A 16,307-nucleotide genomic window follows, 5' to 3' on the forward strand; every position below is an offset into this window, starting at 1 on the left:
CAAAGCAACGGTTGCCGAATGACGATACCAAGTCTGCTTCTAGGGCATCAGGAGCCACGCCAGCTATCGGCCCCGAGGCCAGGCCAACATACGTGAGCGTGCGCCCAGGGCCACCAACGCGCGAGGACCAGTCGATACAATTCGACGCATCGCCCTAGCCGGCCGATAACCTTAACCGATCGTTGCGCGGTGGCCGCCGTCGCGCGTCGCTGCAATTACAGCGTGGACCCATTTACACGGCCTTAGACTGTTGCTCGGTATTTTCCGCAGATGCATGTCTTCGGGAGCACATCGATGCCCAGCCTGGCCGATCAGCTGGCGCTTTCGCGCAATCGGCCCGCGGGTTTCGACTACATGCGGATCGCGCTGGCGGCGTCGATCATTGGCCTGCACAGCACGAACGTGACGCTCGGGCTCGGCCGCGCGCTGGAAATCCAGAGCACGCTGCGCATCGGCGTCGCGATGATCCTTGCGCTGTTCTTTGCCCTGAGCGGCTTTTTGGTGACCGCAAGCCTGCTCCGGTGCAAGAGCCTGATTTCCTTCCTCGGCCTGCGCGTGCTGCGGATCGGGCCGGCGCTCGCGGTCGAAACCACGCTATCGGCAATCATCGTCGGCTCGGTCTTCACCGAGCTGCCGTTGGCGCAATATGTCGCCGATCCGAAATTCCACGCCTATTTTCTCAATATCGTCGGCGACATCCATTACGAGCTGCCGGGCGTGTTCCTGCACAATCCGCTGCCGGATCTGGTGAACGCCCAGCTCTGGACCGTGCCGTATGAGCTGTGGTGCTACGTCATCCTGGCGCTGCTCGCCGTGCTCACGATTTGCTTCAACCGGGTGGCGTTCCTGGGCTTCATGGTGATCGCCCAGATCGGGCTCATCGCCTACGACATCTGGCGCTGGGACGAGGTACCGATCCAGCTTCGCCCGCACCTTCTGGTGTTCTGCTTCCTTGCCGGCGTCGGCTTCTACCTCTGGCGCGACAGGGTGCCGTTCAACCGCACTGTGTGCCTGCTGGCGCTGGTGCTGTGCGCCGCCGGCATGGCGACCGGACGCGGCGACGCGCTGGCTCCCGTGCCGGCCGCCTATGTCGCCTGCTATCTCGGCTTGATGAACCCGCGGCGGAGCTGGATTGTCTCGTCAGGCGATTACTCCTACGGGTTATATCTCTACGGCTTCGTCATCCAGCAATGCGTCGCCACCTTCGGCCCGCCGGTTCAGCACTGGTATCTGAACCTCCTGATCAGCCTGCCGCTCGCCTTCGGCGTCGCCGTCGCATCCTGGCATCTCGTCGAGAAACGCGCGCTTCGGCTCCGAACCCGGGTCGAGAGCCTCGAGGCGGCGGTGCTGTCGCGGATCTCGATCGTCGGGTTCTGGCGCAGGCCGCCCGAGCGGGCCGGCTTGCGCGCAACGCTCGGCAACAGCGGCGCGTCGATCTGACCCGCGCCGGCGGGAAGGATTTGCATCCTCCCCGCCGCGCTTTTCTTCACAGCAGCGCGTATTGCGACCGCTCGCGCTTGGCGAGCAGCGGCAGCGCTTGCTCCGCGATGTAGGTCTTGAAAGCCGCGCTGTCCTGATGTGCCTTGAACGCGGCTTCGTCCTGGAACAATTCGTAGAACAGGAATTGCGCCGGATTGTCCTTGCCGCGGCCGATCAGGAACAGCTTGGTGCCGGGGTCCTTCTGCGCCTCTGGCAGGAAGCCGTCGAGGATTTCCGCGACCTTGTCGGCCTGTCCCTCCTTGGCTTCCCATTGCGCCACAACCAGAAGGCCTGATGTGTTGATCGCGTCGCTGATGGTTCTCGTGCTCATCGCATAGTGCTTCATTGGCATTCCTCCGTTGCTGTGCTCCGATCGAGCTTGCGATCCGGCCCAGGGCGAGACGCCGGCGATCGCCATGATCGCGAACGAGCCGATGGCCGATCGTCGGGTGAGGATCATCGTCGTGGTCGAAACTTCCGAACGTTTCATGTTCGCCTCCAGATGATTCGCGCCAACCGTCCTGCCGGCCGAACCGCAACGCGAGAGATAATGGATCGTTCGGCGAACCGAGTTCGGTGATGATCGAAATGTCGATGTCGTGAACATTTCGATCATGATCGAAGCGTTGCAGCGGCGTGACGTGCGACAAGCGCAAGGGGCATATTTCGATCGATAGCGGAGCCGGCCATGCAGACCATCGCACCGGAGCTTGCCGAACTCGCCGGGCTGATCGCCGATCCCGGCCGCGCCAGCATCCTGTCGCGGCTGATGGACGGGCGGGCGCAGACTGCGAGCGAGCTGGCGCTGGTCGCGGGCGTGACGCCGCAGACGGCGAGCTGGCACCTTTCGCGGCTTGTCGAACGGGCGCTGCTCAAGGTCGAGCGGCGCGGCCCGCGGCGCTTCTACCGGCTGGCCACCCCGCTGGTTGCGCAGATGCTCGAGGGCATGATGACGGTTGCCGCGATCGATCCGGACCCGTCCCGGCCACCGCCGCGCATCGATCCCGAGATGCGCCGGGCCCGGACCTGCTACGACCACCTTGCCGGCGAGCTCGGCGTCGCCGTCACCGACGCGATGCTGGACCGCGGCCATCTCAATCTCGACCAGGAGGCCGGCGAGCTGACTGCTTCCGGCCGTGCTTTTCTCGGCGATCTCGGCATCGACCTGCGTTCGCCGGCGCGGAGCCGGCGGGTCCTGTGCCGGCCGTGTCTCGACTGGAGCGAGCGGCGTCCGCATCTGGCCGGGCGGGCAGGGGCAGCGGTTGCCGACCTTGCATTGCAACGGGACTGGATCCGGCGCCGGCCGCAGGGCCGCTCCGTCGAAATCACCGACGCCGGACTCCTCGCATTCAGAAATTTGTTCGGCGCGCGCATTTGATTTCGGAGCCGAATTTGGCTACCGGCTAGGCCGTGGATACGCTCAAGGTCAGAGACGCCAAAGACGTCGAAGAGGTGGTGCGCGCGGCGATCGCCGGCGAGCAGCCGCTTGAGGTCATTGGACATGGATCGAAGCGCGCCATCGGCCATCCGATGGCAACCAATGCGCTGCTCGACGTCTCCGCGCTGAATGCCGTCACCTCCTACGAGCCCAATGAGCTGATCGTCACGCTGCAGGCCGGGGCACCGCTCGCCGACGTGCTGTCGCTGATCGATGCCAAGAACCAGCAATTCGCTTTCGAGCCGATGAACACCTCTGTGCTGTTCGGCACCGCGGGTGCCGGCACGATCGGCGGCATGATCGGCGCCGGACTGGCCGGTCCCCGCCGCATCAAGGCCGGCGGTATCAGGGATCATCTGTTGGGGGCGCACGCCGTCTCGGGTTTCGGCGACAGCTTCAAGACCGGCGGCAGGGTGGTGAAGAACGTCACCGGCTACGACCTCTGCAAGCTGCTCGCCGGTTCCTGGGGCACGCTGTCGGTGATGACGGAGGTCACGCTCAAGGTGATGCCGAAGCCAGAAGCCGAGCGGACGCTGCTGCTTCGCGGGCTCGACGATGCCGCCGCCAACAAGGCCATGACCGCGGCGCTGGGCTCGCCCTTCGACGTCTCCGGTGCCGCGCATCTGCCGGGTTCGGCGTTGCGGTCCGGGGGCGGTGCGCTGGCCGGCCTCGCAGCCTCAGGCCAGCCGGTCACGCTGGTGCGGCTCGAGGGGATTTCGGCGTCGGCGGCACATCGGGCGGCCTCGCTGAGCCAGACGCTCTCGTCCTATGGCACGGTCGACAGCCTCGCCGACGATGCGTCGGCCGCAATCTGGAGCGCGCTGCGCGACGTGGTGCCGTTCGCGGCGAACGGCGCGCTCGGGGCCTGGCCGGTGTGGCGTATCGTTTGCCCGCCGGCCTCTGGCGGCACGCTGGGCCAGGCGTTGTCGCGCGCCACCGGTGGCGACGTGATCTACGATTGGGGCGGGGGGCTGATCTGGGCCGCGGTGCCGCCGGGCGCCGACGCCCAGGCCACGCTGGTCCGCGGCCAGGTCGAGGCGATCGGCGGGCACGCTACCCTGATCCGCGCCACCGAGGATGTGCGCCGGGCGGTCGATGTGTTCCAGCCGCAGGCGGCCGGGCTTGCCGCGCTCGGTGAACGGGTCCGGGCGAGCTTCGATCCGAGGTCCGTCCTCAACCGCGGCCGGATGATGCGAGGCGGGGCTTCATGAAGACCGAATTCTCGCTCGCGCAACTCGCCGACCCCGATATCGCGGAAGCCGACAAGATCCTGCGTGCCTGCGTCCATTGCGGCTTCTGCACCGCAACCTGTCCGACCTATGTGCTGCTCGGCGACGAGCTCGACAGCCCGCGCGGCCGCATCTACCTGATCAAGGAGATGCTGGAGAAGGACCAGGCGCCGACGGCCGAGGTGGTCAAGCATATCGACCGCTGCCTGTCGTGCCTTGCCTGCATGACGACCTGCCCCTCGGGGGTGAACTACATGCACCTCGTCGACCAGGCCCGGGTCAGGATCGAGCGGGATTACCGGAGACCGCTGACCGAGCGGCTGCTGCGGTCGGTTCTCGCCCTTGTGCTGCCGCGGCCGGGCCTGTTCCGAATCAGCATGATCCTGGCCGGGCTCGCACGTCCGTTCGCCGCACTGCTGCCGACGCCGTCGGTCGGAGCGTCGAGTCCGGGTCTGCTGCGGCGGATCAAGGCGATGCTGGCGCTCGCGCCGCGCGGCCTGCCGCAGCCGGGGCCGGCTGCGGGAACCGTGTTTGCGCCGATCGGCCGGCGGCGCGGCAGGGTCGCGCTCCTCCAGGGCTGCGCCCAGCAGGTGCTGGCGCCGCGCATCAACCAGGCCGCCATCAGTCTGCTCACCCGCCACGGCATCGAGGTGGTCCTGGTCCGGGACGAGCAGTGCTGCGGTGCGCTGACCCATCACCTTGGCAACGACCGGGACGCGCTGGCGCGAGCTCGCGCCAACGTCGCGGCGTGGCGCAAGGAAGCGGACGGCGAGGGGCTCGACGCCATCCTGGTGACGACCTCCGGCTGCGGCACGGTCATCAAGGACTATGGCTATCTCCTGCGCGAGGACAAAACATTCGCGGAGCCGGCCAAGCGAATCTCGGCGCTGGCAAAGGATATCACCGAGTATCTTGCTGGCCTCGAGCTCGCGCCTTCAACGCAGAAAGGCGACATCGTCGTCGCCTATCACTCTGCGTGTTCGTTGCAGCACGGGCAGAAAATCACGGGCCTTCCGAAAGAATTGCTTTCCAAGAATGGATTCGTGGTGAAAGATGTGCCCGAGAGCCATTTGTGTTGCGGCTCGGCGGGGACCTACAACATTCTCCAGCCCGAGCTTGCGGGCCGGTTGCGCGACCGCAAGGTCGCCAACATCGCAAGCGTCAAGCCGGACATGATTGCCGCGGGCAATATCGGCTGCATGGTGCAGATTGCCAGTGGCACGTCAGTTCCGGTCGTACACACGATTGAGCTTCTCGATTGGGCGACAGGAGGTCCCCGGCCAGGATTGAATTGATCGACTGCCACTCGAGCATGATCCGGACCTCAGCCTTGCCCTGACGCAACGTGAAAGGACCGGCGCTTCCTTGCCACAGACGCGAAGCGATCGCGCGGCCATCATGCCCGACAAGCGAAGTGGAGAGTGCCTCTCCTCGAGGTGCAGCCAACGTCCGGCAAGCGATCAGTTCAATACGCCCGGTGGACTCAGATGGCGGCAACAGGAGGACCACGATGGCGAAAGCGAAGAAGAAGAAAAGCAAGAAGGCCAAGAAAGCGAAGAAGGCCGTAGCAGCGAAGAAGACCGCGAGGAAGTCGGCCAAGAAGTCCGCAAAGAAGTCTGCCAAGAAGACTGCAAAGAAAGCTGCGAAGAAGTCTGCCAGGAAAGCTGCAAAGAAAACGGCAAAGAAAGCTGCCAAGAAGGCTGCACCGAAGAAGGCCGCCAAGAGGGCTGCCAAGAAAGCCGCCGCCAAGAAGAGCGCGCCGAAGAAGGCCGCTGCTCCGAAGAAGGCTGCTGCGTCGAAGCCGGCTGCCCCGGTCGCGGCACCCCCGGCGCCCGAGCCCGAGCCGCAGCCGGCTCCGAGCTGGGCCACACCGAGCCACGAACCGGCGCCGGGCTGGATTGCCGGGTCGGCCGACGGGGGCGAGCACCACTAAGCCGCTGCCACATTGCCGAGGTTCAACTGATCGAAGCCGCAGCGCGCCACGCTGCGGCTTCTTCCGTAGATGCGATGACCATCCGTGCTTTTGCGGGCACGGCGATTCGCGCCGATGCTCTTCCGCCGAGCCGACTGTTGCTGTTTCCCTGTCCTGGTGACCCATTCAACCGGTGCGGGAGCAGAGGTCTTGTGGTGCAAATGCAACACCCGCAAATCAACATGCGGCAATATGGCTAGAACGCCTAAAAAGGCGGCACATGCATGTCTTTTTGGCTTCACGGTACCGTGCACGAGCCTCAGATTGGCCACACGCGATTTAGTTGCAGTCCGTTATCGCGCCGCCCTGGGGGCCACCGGAGCCGGGCTGTCTGAACAAGTAGATGGGGATCGTCATGAAGAAACTGGCTTTGTTAGCAACGGCGCTAGCAATGATTTCGAGCTCGGCAATGGCAGCTGACATGGCGGTGAAGGCCGTCAAGGCGCCGCCGCCGGCTCCCTTCGATCCGTGGGATGTCGCTTTCGGCGCCGGCATCATGAGCGATTACATCTTCCGCGGTATTACCCAGTCGAACCACAACCCGTCGGTGACGGCCTATTTCGAGCCGCGCTACAACGTCAACAAGGACCTCCAGCTCTATATCGGTACGGCCGCCGCGAGCATCTCGTTCCCGAACCGCGCCGCGGCAGAAGTCGACATCTACGGCGGTATCCGCCCGACCTTCGGCATGTTCGCCTTCGATTTCGGTGTCTGGGGCTACCTCTATCCGGGCGGAAGCTGCTACTACGGCGGCGGTGCGGTGGCCGACTTCGCCGGCAATCCGCTGAGCCCGGACTGCCAGGCCAACACCCTGACCAACCTCAACGTGATGAAGAAGGACGTCTCGTTCTTCGAAGTCTACGGCAAGGTGACCTACACCGTGAACGACAACTGGGCGTTCACGCTCAACGAGTACTATTCGCCGAACTTCCTGAACCTCGGCGCCTGGGGCAACTACGCCTCGGTCACGGCCAAGTGGACTGCGCCGAGCACGACCTTCGGCGCCAGTGGCGTCGGCATGTATGTGTCGGGTGAGTTCGGCCGCCAGTGGCTCGGCACCTCGGACAGCTTCTACGGCGTTCCGGCATTCCCGGGCGGCATCAAATATGCCGACTACAACACCTGGAACGTCGGTGTCGGCTTCACCTACAAGGTGCTCACGCTCGATCTGCGCTACTATGACACCGATCTGTCGAAGGGTGACTGCAACGCCTTCACCAGTGACTTCACCGCGGGCGGGACCGCCAATGTCACCCCGATCAATCCGTCGGGCCTCGGCTCCAACTGGTGCGGCGCGGCCGGCATCGCCAAGCTCTCGGTCGACCTGACCGCGATGTCCAACCTGAAGTAATCTCTCCTTCCGGGGATCGAGGGGCGGTAGAGCAATCTGCCGCCCCTTTTGTTTTTGCGGATAGGTCTGATCGGCGCAGAGCAGACAATAGCGAAAGGCGTTCGCGAAACCTGTGCCCCCGCCGGGGTCAGCCGCAAGCCGTGGCGGCTGACCTGTCATGCTGCTTACGACGCGGCGACCTTGGCCGCGTCGCGCAGGGTGAAGCGGTCGCCGTCGCGGACCAGCGTGACATTGCGCTGATGGAAGGCGTCGAGCGTCGAGCGGTGGCCGATCGAAACCACCGTGGTGCCGGGCAGCTTCTCGGCAATCAGCCTGTACAGCGCGGCTTCCGACGGCTCGTCGAGCGAGGCCGTCGCCTCGTCCAGAAACAGGAACTGCGGCGCATGCAGCAGCGCCCGCGCGATGCCGAGCCGCTGCTGCTCGCCGAGCGACAGCATCCGGTTCCAGTGCGCCTGCTCCTCGAGCCGCGACGCAAGCTGCGGCAATCCGACGGCGGTGAGAACCTCGCGGACCCGTCCCGCATCGAATTGCGTGGCCTCGCCCGGATAGACGACGGCGTCATGCAGCGAGCCGATCGGCAGATAGGGACGTTGCGGCAGCATCATCAGGCTGGCATTGGCCGGGATATCGACCGCGCCGTCGCCGAACGGCCAGATGCCGGCGATCGCGCGGAATAGCGTCGACTTGCCGGCGCCGGAGGGGCCGGTCATCAGCGTGCGCTCGCCCTTGCGGAAGCCGAACCGGTCCGCGTTCAGCAGCGGCGTGCCGTCCGGCAGCCGCAGCACCAGATCCTGCAGGCTGACGGCGCCGTCGCCCGGCGTCGCCGTGACATGAATTCGGTCGTCGCGTTTGGCGAGCTTTGATGCCGCCGCGATCCCTGCCTCGAATCCATCGAGCCGGTTCACCACCGCCTGCCATTCGGCCAGTTGACGATAGATGGTGACGAAGTACGAGAACGCGCCCTGGACGTTCGAAAACGCCGATGCGGTCTGCATCATGTCGCCGAGCTGAATCTTCTTGGCGAAGAAGGCCGGCGCCACCAGCACGTACGGAAAGATCACTGCGGCCTGCTGATAGCTGGCCGTGAACGCGGTGATCTTCTTGGTCCGGTTCATGAGGGCGATCCAGTTCTCCACCACGCGTCCGAAGCGAACGCGCAGGCGCTCGCGCTCGGCCGGTTCGCCCTGCAGCAGCGCGATCTGCTCGGAATTTTCGCGGACGCGGACGAGATTGAAGCGGAAGTCGGCCTCGTAGCGCTGCTGCTCGAAATCGATGCCGACCAGCGGCCAGCCGATCAGATGGGTCAGCACGGTGCCGAGCACCGAGTAGATCAGCGCGCACCAGACAAGGTAGCCGGGAATTGAATATTCCGTGCCGAACAAATGCAGCGGTGCCTCATTGGAAAGGCCCCACAACAGGGTGAGAAAAGACGCCAGCGTGACGACCGAGCTCAACAGGCCGAGGCCGAGCGTGAGCGTGCGATCGACGAACAGCTTGACGTCGTCGGTCATGCGCTGGTCGGGGTTGTCGGCAGCGTCGCCCTGGAGCTGCATCCTGTAGTGATTGGCCTGATGCAGCCAGTCCCCGAGATAGTGTGTCGTCATCCATTGCCGCCAGCGGATCTGCAGCCATTGATTGAGGTAGAGCTGGTAGACCGCCAGCAGGATGAAGAACGCGACGACGACGCAGAAATAGATGATCTCGCTGACGAAGGAGTTCCAATTGCGTTCCTGCAGCGCGTTGTAGAAGCGGTTGTTCCACTGCGTGATCAGAACGTTGATGCCCACGATCGCCAGTTCGATCGCGATGACCGCCGCAAGCAGCCCGCGGCCCGCCCATTTGTCCTCGGAGTTGAAGTAAGGCGAGGCGATGCGCCACACCGTCGCGAGCGTCGAGCGAATGTTGTTCACAGATTATCGTCTCCGGGGAAGGGGCCGCAAAGGCCTGAAGAATCGGGACAATCGGGGTAATCCTCGACTAAAGTCGTAGGTCTGGCATGCAAGCGTTGGCTTGTCCCGGCAATCGAGTCAACCCTAGCATGAGGACAACGGCGAGGGGCGGGGGACCTTCGATTTTTCGCGAGGATGTGAGCGATCCTTACCGATCGTTCATTCGCGAGCCGGGGCTGCAGCTTTTCCGACGGACTCCCGCAATCGCACCAGTCGCGCCTGCCCGCATGCAGGCCGGCGCGCTGCATAAAAATGTGGGAAGGATCCCGAGATGAACACCTGGAATCAAATCTACAACCCGCTGGGCAATGCGGCGCTGTCGACCGTCGCGGCCGCCATTCCCGTGGTCACGCTGCTGGTGCTGATCGCCAGCGGCAAGGTGAAGGCGCACATTGCGGCCATCATCGCCGTGATCGTGACCAACCTGGTCACGATCTTCGTTTTCACCATGCCCGCGAACATGTCGATCCGCGCCTCGGTGCTGGGCATCGTCACCGGGTTCTTCCCCATCGGCTGGATCGTCCTCAACGTCATCTTCCTCTACCAGGTGACGGTGAGCACCGGCCGCTTCGAATTGCTCAAGCGCGCCATCGGCGGGGTCACCGAGGACCGGCGGCTGCAATTGCTGCTGATCGCGTTCTCGTTCGGTGCGTTCTTCGAGGGCGCCTCCGGCTTCGGCACGCCGGTTGCGATCACCGGCGCCGTGCTGATCGGGCTCGGCTTCTCGCCGCTCGCAGCCTCCGGCCTGTCGCTGATCGCCAACACCGCGCCGGTCGCCTATGGCGCGCTGGGCACGCCGATCCAGGGCCTCGCTTCGGTCACGGGCTTCGATCCCTACATCCTGGGCGCGATGGTCGGCCGGCAACTACCGTTCTTCTCGCTGATCGTGCCGTTCTGGGTGGTGTGGGCGTTCGCCGGTTGGAAAGGCATGAAGGACGTCTGGCCGGCGATCCTCGTCACCGGCTTATCGTTTGCCGTCCCGCAATTCGTGATTTCGAACTACATCAATCCCTGGATCGTCGACATCGGCGCCTCACTGATCTCGATGGGTGCCCTAATCCTGTTCTTGAAGGTGTGGCAACCGAAGCAGCTCTGGCTCTCGCCTGCGTTGCGCGGACACGATGAATCGGCCGCGACGATGGCCGCCGCACCGCCGCTCGACAAGACGCCGCTGACCCAGGGCGAAATGTGGAGCGCGTTGCTTCCCTGGATCATCGTCTGCATCGTGATGCTGATCTGGGGCAACGGCGCCTTCAAGGGCTGGGCGAACTCGATCTTCGTCTGGAACTATCCCGTGCCCGAACTCGACAAGCTGATCTTCAAGGTGCCGCCGGTGGCCGCCAAGCCGACGCCGGAAGGCGCCGTGTTCGGCTTCACCTATCTGTCGTTCACCGGCACCGGCATGCTGATCGCCGCGATCATCTCGGGTTTGTTGATGGGCTTCTCGCCGCTCAAGCTGATGGCCGAGTATGGCCGCACCATACGTCTGTGCGCGATCTCGCTGATCACGATCTCGGCGATGCTCGCGATCGGCACCTTGACGCGTCTGTCCGGCGTCGACGCAACGCTGGGTCTCGCCTTTGCCGCGACCGGTGTGCTCTATCCCTTCTTCGGCACGCTGCTCGGCTGGCTCGGCGTGGCGCTGACGGGATCGGATACGTCGTCCAATATCCTGTTCGGCAACCTCCAGAAGATCACCTCCGAGCAGCTCGGCCTGTCGCCGATCCTGATGAGCGCGGCGAACTCCTCCGGCGGCGTGATGGGCAAGATGATCGACGCCCAGTCGATCGTGGTCGCCTCCACCGCGACGAACTGGTACGGGCATGAGGGCACCATCCTGCGCTTCGTGTTCTGGCACTCGATCGTGCTGGCGTGCCTCGTCGGCGTGCTCGTGACGTTGCAGGCCTATGTCTGGCCGTTCACGGCGATGGTCCTGAAATAGCGCCACGACGCGTCCGTCGAACCAGGGATCCCCGCGGGCGAACGGCTCGCGGGGATTTGCGTTTCAAGCACATTTTCTGGCGTTGCCAATCTGGCCAATCGAGTTCTGCTCCCATAGAAGGGGCGCGCAGTTGCGCGTCGCATTTCGAGGATTGGCATGATTTCGATGAGGCGAAATTTGAACGGCGGCATCGCCGCGTTGGCGCTGGTTGCCGCGACTCTCGGCGCGGATGCGGCGCGGGCCCAGGAGGAGTTCCCGTTCGGCTTCGTGATGACGCTCGATGCCGCGCGCATGCCGGGCTCCAAGCGGATTCCCTCGATCGAGATCGGCGACCATGGCGAAGTCGTGCTGGAGCTCTGGTGCAAGGGCGGCAAGGGCCAGTTCTCGGTTGCCGGCAACACGGTGATCTTCGTTCCCGGCGCGATGGAGAACCGCACCTGCACGCCGGAGCGGGCGCAGGCGGACAAGGATCTGCTGGCTGTGCTGGGCGACATGACGAGCTGGCGCCGGCACGGTGACGAGGTGACCTTCACCGGCGGCAAGTCGCTGCATTTCGTGATCAACAGCAACTAAAGCGTTATCGAGCGAAGCGGACGGCGGTTCGCGTCAAGGAAACGCGTCAAGACAAAACGCTCAGGGCGTTGCGATCAGTCCGCTTGCGGTGGCGACGATCCAGCGGTTGCCCCAGCGCACGATGGAATCGACCCGTCCGAGGCCGGGCACGACGTCGCCGCGCGCGGCCATCTTGACGCCCTCGGGCCCCTCGAGCACGGCGGTGCCGTCGCGGACTTCGACCACCGACCATCCCGGGATGGTGCTCGGCCGCGTTTCCGGCGCCGCCGCCGGCGGCTGCTTCGGCCCCAATGCGGCGGCCTGTGCATTCAAGGTCGTCGGCGCGGCGCCCAGGGCGAGCGGGCGCGGGCTGGCCGGCGCGGTCCTCGGAATGCTGCCGGTGACGAGGGGGTCGGCGTTGGACGCGGCCCGGCGCGGGCTCTCCTTTCGGCTCGGCGCCACCTCCGCAATGTGCGGGGCCGGCGCTTCCTTCTGGGCCACCGGGACCGGGGCGGGAGCTGCAAGGTCGTGCCAGTTGGCTCCGCCGGTCCATCCCAGCACGAAGCTTGCGGCGAGTGCGGTCGCTGCCAAGAGCGCGGTGCCGATGCGGTCGGCAAACGGCTCCCGCAGCAGCAGGGCGGCGTCGTGGTTCTCGCCGGTGACATCCCAGAGGTCCGCCGTCTGTGCCGGCGAATGACCCTCCGTCACATCTGTCGGCCAGATGCTCGCAGCGTTGATCGGCTCGCGGTCTTGCATGGCGTGACCTGTGTTCGATGGCGCGAAGCATGATCCTCGAAACTAAATCGAGCCTTAATTTTCGGTGACCGAACTGCGGCGGCACGAAGTCTTTTGGTCGCAGGCCCCCGTAGATGCCCGGGTATCTTCCGCATGCAGCGGTCGTTTCCGGACGTCGTCTCCGCAAAGCGGGTCGTCGCGGCGCGCGGGCGGGGCTATAGCGGTCCCATGCTCGATTTCGCCGCACAATATGCAGCCTTTCAGCGCCGCGACCCGGCCTGGGACGGCGTCGTGTTCGTCGCGGTCAAGACCACCGGCGTGTATTGCCGCCCGGTCTGCCGGGCGCGCACGCCGCTCGCGCGCAATGTGCGGTTCTATGGCAGCGCGGCGTCGGCCGAGCGTGCTGGCTTCAGGCCCTGCCTGCGCTGCCGTCCCGAGGCGGCGCCGTTCTGCCCGGCCTGGAAAGGCACCAGGACGACCGTCGAGCGCGCCCTGGCGCTGATCGAGGAAGGCGCGCTCGACCGCGGCAATGTCGAAGCGTTGGCGGTGCGGCTCGGCGTCGGCGCGCGGCATCTGTCGCGTCTGTTCGCTGAGCATCTCGATGCCTCGCCGCTCCAGGTCGCGCTGTCGCTGCGCGTGCAGCGCGCCAAGCGCCTGATCGACGGCAGCGAGTTGCCGCTTGCGTTGGTGGCGCGGCACGCCGGCTTCTCCAGCGCGCGGCGCATGAATGCCGCATTCGCAAAACTCTACGGTCGCTCCGCCGCGTCGCTGCGGCGCAAGCGGCCAACCGTCGCGATGCAATAAACCCCGATGGAGATCGGCAATGGCCAAGAGCTACGGCACCGTCAGTGCGGAACAGAAGCTTAAGATGAGCGGCCTCGCATTCGTGCAGGGCCTCGCCAGCGGCGCATTGCCGCTCAACACGATCGCGCGGACACTCGGTTATGACGTCACCGAAGCCGAGCGCGGCCGCGTCGTCGTCACGCTGGTGCCGACCGACGCGCATCTCAATCCGGCAGGCACCGTGCATGGCGGCCTCACCGCGACGCTGCTCGATAGCTGCATGGGGCTTGCGGTGCAGTCGACGCTCGATGCCGGCACCAGCCAGACAACTCTCGAGTTCAAGATCTCGCTGGTGCGTCCGATCACGCCCGACACGGGTCCGATCAGGGCCGAGGGCCAGGTGCTCAATTGCGGCCGCCGCATCGGCACCGCCGAAGGCAGGGTCACCGACGGGAAGGGAAGATTGCTCGCGCACGGCACGACGACGTGCCTGATCTTTCCGGCTTGATACTGAGTTGCTGTGGAGAGAATCCGCCGGCACCGCCTCGCGAGATGCCGTGCGGGCGCGGCTACATTGGAATCTGTCCAGCGAGCCTGCGCGTTAGAGAGCTTCGATTTCACTGAGCTGTTCGATTGCGTTACCCGAACGCACGAAACGTGCGTTCGGGTAGCCGTGATGCGATCGTCGATGAAGCCGCCGGTCAACCGGCGTAGCCGCTCTGTTCAGGCAAGCGAATGAGGCCGAGCTGAAACATGGCGGTCAGCGCATCTTCCTGGCCGAGCTCCTCGGCGATCCGTCCGTCCCGCACGCGTAGCACGGTGGTGCCGGCGAACGTCATCTTGCGTCCGGAGGCCGCCGGCAGCGAGCCGAGCCGGAAGTCGCTGAACGCAGGCCCGGTGTGGGTGCCGCCGCCTTCCCAGCGGCCGACCACGAGGTCGCCTTCCGCGACGAGATCGCCGACGCCCCAGAAATTCAGATCCGGAAACGCCTCGCGAAACTCGGTGATGAATTGCGTGACCGCGGCGCGGCCCTTCTTCGGTTCATGCATCGGGTAGTGCACGACAATGTCTGGCGTCGCGAGCTCTTCGATGATGCGCGGATTCCACGGGTTTCCCCAAAAGCCCTCGAACCAGCGGCCTACAACCTTCTTGTTTTCCTCTGACATCTCTTCGTCTCCATTTGCATGTTGCCGGCATCGCGACCGGCGTTGTGTCGATGCGCGCATTAGGCATTTTGAGACGCGTGTCGGACCACCCGATTCCAGATCGGGCGTGCAGCCGGCTTTCGGACGAGATTCCGCTTTGTCGATATGGCGCTTAGCGCCGCTTCTCGAACGTCGTCGCGCTATCGGGAAGCGGGTGGCCCGCACAACACGCGCGCGAAAACCTGTTCGCGATCACACAGGAGACCATCATGCGTCACTTCGATGCGATCGCCGCGCTGCGCGGCGATGGACTTCGTCCCGAGCTGCGGGCACTGCTCGATCGCGTTGCGATCGAGCCTCGTTGTGAATTGTTCGTCAGAAGCGACGGGATGCTTCAGTCCGGTCCGGACACAGCTCCTGCGGCGGAATGCAACTATGTGGTGCCGCTGAGGACGAGGGCGGCCTGAAGCGTGCCGGTTTAGGCGTTACCGCCACACCGACTTGTCGGCGTCCCAGCGCTGGCCCTTGAATTCCTTGAGCAGCGCGTCGATCGCGCCATTGTCGTCCCTGGTCTCGCTGCCTTCCTCGTCGCTGCTGGAATCGTCGGACAGATTCAGCCTGGCGCCGGCGCTGTCGTCCGATGTCGAGACGGTGGGGCTCGAGACCCACAGCAACAGCCGGTCAGAGCTTCCGGGCTTGTCGGGGGAGACCAGGGCCGTGACCTCGTAGTTCTGGGTGAGGCCGAGTGCCGGGTAAGTCGTGCTGGGCCGCTTCAGCACCAGCTTGAGCTTGCCGGTGTTCGCGTTCCATGTCGCCGAGGCGGGCTTTGCGGCAAGCGTCTTCGCCAGCACGCCCGCGATCGTCGATGCGAGCTTGCCCTTGTTGATCTTGTCGCCCTCGCGCCAGTCCGCGGCGGGGAAGCGGATGGTGCGGTCCATCTCGGCCACGCCGCTGGTCCAGCCGGCCGCGGTCACGCCGGGCGCGGATTTCGCCTTGGCGAGCAGCGCGCCGGCGTGCTCGGGGTCGACGGTGAGGTTGATGGTCTGCTCGCCGGAGCGCATCGCATCGCAGGTCACCGCGAGGCTGGAGGTGCCGATCTCGACGGCCTCGCCCTTCAGGGTCTTGAGGAAATCCGCCGCCGCATCGAGCTTCACCCGCACACCGATCGCTTCCGGCGAGACGTCGGTGAAATCCTTCGGCTGCTGCGTGATGCCGTCGTCGGAGGTCTGGTTGTCCAGAAATTCCCTTTCGCTGAGATCGGAATTGTCGGGCGAGGTGACCTCGGTCACCGCCTGGCCGACCGCAATCTGGCCGCGGAACTCGAAACCGTCGCCGGTTTGCTTGCGGTTCAGTTTGATGGTGACCGGCTGCTTGTCGGCGACGCTCTGGGCGGTGCCGGAAAGCGTCTGGCCGCTGACGGTCAGGTTGACGACGAAGCGGTCCTTGCGGTCGGAGTTTTTCGCGATCGGGTAGCAGACGTCGAGCACCGCCGCGGTGACCGTCTTGCCCTGGCGCGTCTCCTTCAGGATCACGTCGGCATTGCCGTCCATCAGTCCGTCGATCGAGGTGAAATAGCGCGTCTCGATGCCGCCGGCGGGCGCCGCCTTCGATTGCAGTTTCATCTGGGCGAAAGCAGGCGCCGAGGCGACGGCAAGACCGAGCAGCAGGAGCGGGAGCGCGCGCATACGATAAGTCCTCGAAGGGCAGAATCGGTTCCGTCGTAACTAGCAAA

At 65.0% G+C, this 16,307-nt stretch carries 16 protein-coding genes; 11 read left to right on the forward strand and 5 right to left on the reverse strand.

The features are described from left to right. Positions 1-294: 294 nt before the first annotated feature. On the forward strand, positions 295-1,440 hold the full coding sequence (locus RX327_RS06935; protein ID WP_244481942.1) for an acyltransferase family protein: 1,146 nt from the start codon (positions 295-297) through the stop codon (positions 1,438-1,440). Between the two features lie 46 nt (positions 1,441-1,486). On the opposite strand, the gene RX327_RS06940 is transcribed toward RX327_RS06935, so the two are convergent. Continuing rightward, complete coding sequence (locus RX327_RS06940; protein WP_225162242.1) at positions 1,487-1,969, reverse strand: putative quinol monooxygenase; 483 nt, start codon at positions 1,967-1,969, stop codon at positions 1,487-1,489. Positions 1,970-2,167: 198 nt separating this feature from the next. Here RX327_RS06940 and RX327_RS06945 point away from each other — a divergent pair, with 198 nt between their 5' ends. The 5 genes from RX327_RS06945 to RX327_RS06965 all read left to right on the forward strand — a co-directional run bounded on the left by RX327_RS06945 (position 2,168) and on the right by RX327_RS06965 (position 7,469). Further along, complete coding sequence (locus RX327_RS06945) at positions 2,168-2,857, forward strand: ArsR/SmtB family transcription factor (protein WP_050384237.1); 690 nt, start codon at positions 2,168-2,170, stop codon at positions 2,855-2,857. A 32-nt stretch (positions 2,858-2,889) separates the two neighbouring features. After that, entirely contained in the window at positions 2,890-4,128 is a 1,239-nt protein-coding gene (locus tag RX327_RS06950; RefSeq protein WP_317249845.1) for an FAD-binding protein, read from the forward strand. Beyond that, positions 4,125-5,441 carry a glycolate oxidase subunit GlcF gene (gene glcF, locus RX327_RS06955; protein WP_317249846.1) on the forward strand — a complete coding sequence of 439 codons (1,317 nt, stop codon included), beginning with the start codon at positions 4,125-4,127 and terminating at the stop codon, positions 5,439-5,441. The genes RX327_RS06950 and glcF overlap by 4 nt, the downstream gene beginning before the upstream one ends. 215 nt (positions 5,442-5,656) lie before the next feature. Then, entirely contained in the window at positions 5,657-6,079 is a 423-nt protein-coding gene (locus tag RX327_RS06960; RefSeq protein ID WP_317249847.1) for a histone, read from the forward strand. 394 nt (positions 6,080-6,473) lie between these two features. Beyond that, positions 6,474-7,469: a TorF family putative porin gene (locus RX327_RS06965; protein WP_317249848.1), complete on the forward strand. Its 996-nt coding sequence runs from the start codon at positions 6,474-6,476 to the stop codon at positions 7,467-7,469. Positions 7,470-7,633: 164 nt separating this feature from the next. Here RX327_RS06965 and RX327_RS06970 read toward each other — a convergent pair whose 3' ends face one another. Beyond that, positions 7,634-9,379: an ABC transporter ATP-binding protein/permease gene (locus tag RX327_RS06970; RefSeq protein WP_317249849.1), complete on the reverse strand. Its 1,746-nt coding sequence runs from the start codon at positions 9,377-9,379 to the stop codon at positions 7,634-7,636. A 310-nt stretch (positions 9,380-9,689) separates the two neighbouring features. On the opposite strand from RX327_RS06970, the gene RX327_RS06975 reads away from it, so the two are divergent. Both RX327_RS06975 and RX327_RS06980 read left to right on the forward strand, forming a co-directional pair. Next, positions 9,690-11,360 (forward strand): L-lactate permease, encoded by a 1,671-nt coding sequence (locus RX327_RS06975; protein ID WP_317249850.1) that lies wholly within the window; start codon positions 9,690-9,692, stop codon positions 11,358-11,360. Between the two features lie 156 nt (positions 11,361-11,516). Further along, positions 11,517-11,933, forward strand: coding sequence for an META domain-containing protein (locus RX327_RS06980; protein ID WP_317249851.1), 417 nt, complete (start codon positions 11,517-11,519; stop codon positions 11,931-11,933). Positions 11,934-11,993: 60 nt separating this feature from the next. Here RX327_RS06980 and RX327_RS06985 read toward each other — a convergent pair whose 3' ends face one another. Beyond that, on the reverse strand, positions 11,994-12,668 hold the full coding sequence (locus RX327_RS06985) for a hypothetical protein (protein WP_050384234.1): 675 nt from the start codon (positions 12,666-12,668) through the stop codon (positions 11,994-11,996). 207 nt (positions 12,669-12,875) lie between these two features. Between RX327_RS06985 and RX327_RS06990 the strand changes: the two genes are divergently transcribed. Both RX327_RS06990 and RX327_RS06995 read left to right on the forward strand, forming a co-directional pair. Continuing rightward, positions 12,876-13,451, forward strand: coding sequence for a bifunctional transcriptional activator/DNA repair enzyme AdaA (locus RX327_RS06990; RefSeq protein WP_050384269.1), 576 nt, complete (start codon positions 12,876-12,878; stop codon positions 13,449-13,451). A gap of 19 nt (positions 13,452-13,470) precedes the next feature. After that, the gene (locus tag RX327_RS06995; protein WP_028333022.1) at positions 13,471-13,938 is read left to right on the forward strand and encodes a PaaI family thioesterase; all 468 of its coding nucleotides are present in this window, start codon (positions 13,471-13,473) and stop codon (positions 13,936-13,938) included. A 193-nt stretch (positions 13,939-14,131) separates the two neighbouring features. Here RX327_RS06995 and RX327_RS07000 read toward each other — a convergent pair whose 3' ends face one another. Further along, positions 14,132-14,596: an ester cyclase gene (locus RX327_RS07000; RefSeq protein ID WP_028333023.1), complete on the reverse strand. Its 465-nt coding sequence runs from the start codon at positions 14,594-14,596 to the stop codon at positions 14,132-14,134. A 248-nt stretch (positions 14,597-14,844) separates the two neighbouring features. On the opposite strand from RX327_RS07000, the gene RX327_RS07005 reads away from it, so the two are divergent. Then, complete coding sequence (locus tag RX327_RS07005) at positions 14,845-15,042, forward strand: hypothetical protein (RefSeq protein ID WP_050384233.1); 198 nt, start codon at positions 14,845-14,847, stop codon at positions 15,040-15,042. Between the two features lie 18 nt (positions 15,043-15,060). Here RX327_RS07005 and RX327_RS07010 read toward each other — a convergent pair whose 3' ends face one another. Continuing rightward, positions 15,061-16,260, reverse strand: a complete 1,200-nt coding sequence (locus RX327_RS07010) for a hypothetical protein (RefSeq protein ID WP_317249852.1) — start codon at positions 16,258-16,260, stop codon at positions 15,061-15,063. Positions 16,261-16,307 lie beyond the last annotated feature (47 nt).

Origin of the sequence: Bradyrhizobium sp. BEA-2-5, from assembly GCF_032918025.1 — a bacterium.
GTDB lineage: Bacteria > Pseudomonadota > Alphaproteobacteria > Rhizobiales > Xanthobacteraceae > Bradyrhizobium > Bradyrhizobium pachyrhizi.

What these genes read in the sequence shown, in the direction of transcription:
- RX327_RS06935 (WP_244481942.1), top strand. Translation starts at nt 295, where the DNA reads ATGCCCAGCCTGGCCGATCAGCTGGCGCTTTCGCGCAATCGGCCCGCG.
- RX327_RS06940 (WP_225162242.1), bottom strand. Translation starts at nt 1,969, where the DNA reads ATGAAACGTTCGGAAGTTTCGACCACGACGATGATCCTCACCCGACGA.
- RX327_RS06945 (WP_050384237.1), top strand. Translation starts at nt 2,168, where the DNA reads ATGCAGACCATCGCACCGGAGCTTGCCGAACTCGCCGGGCTGATCGCC.
- glcF (WP_317249846.1), top strand. Translation starts at nt 4,125, where the DNA reads ATGAAGACCGAATTCTCGCTCGCGCAACTCGCCGACCCCGATATCGCG.
- RX327_RS06960 (WP_317249847.1), top strand. Translation starts at nt 5,657, where the DNA reads ATGGCGAAAGCGAAGAAGAAGAAAAGCAAGAAGGCCAAGAAAGCGAAG.
- RX327_RS06965 (WP_317249848.1), top strand. Translation starts at nt 6,474, where the DNA reads ATGAAGAAACTGGCTTTGTTAGCAACGGCGCTAGCAATGATTTCGAGC.
- RX327_RS06975 (WP_317249850.1), top strand. Translation starts at nt 9,690, where the DNA reads ATGAACACCTGGAATCAAATCTACAACCCGCTGGGCAATGCGGCGCTG.
- RX327_RS06980 (WP_317249851.1), top strand. Translation starts at nt 11,517, where the DNA reads ATGATTTCGATGAGGCGAAATTTGAACGGCGGCATCGCCGCGTTGGCG.
- RX327_RS06985 (WP_050384234.1), bottom strand. Translation starts at nt 12,668, where the DNA reads ATGCAAGACCGCGAGCCGATCAACGCTGCGAGCATCTGGCCGACAGAT.
- RX327_RS06990 (WP_050384269.1), top strand. Translation starts at nt 12,876, where the DNA reads ATGCTCGATTTCGCCGCACAATATGCAGCCTTTCAGCGCCGCGACCCG.
- RX327_RS06995 (WP_028333022.1), top strand. Translation starts at nt 13,471, where the DNA reads ATGGCCAAGAGCTACGGCACCGTCAGTGCGGAACAGAAGCTTAAGATG.
- RX327_RS07000 (WP_028333023.1), bottom strand. Translation starts at nt 14,596, where the DNA reads ATGTCAGAGGAAAACAAGAAGGTTGTAGGCCGCTGGTTCGAGGGCTTT.
- RX327_RS07005 (WP_050384233.1), top strand. Translation starts at nt 14,845, where the DNA reads ATGCGTCACTTCGATGCGATCGCCGCGCTGCGCGGCGATGGACTTCGT.
- RX327_RS07010 (WP_317249852.1), bottom strand. Translation starts at nt 16,260, where the DNA reads ATGCGCGCGCTCCCGCTCCTGCTGCTCGGTCTTGCCGTCGCCTCGGCG.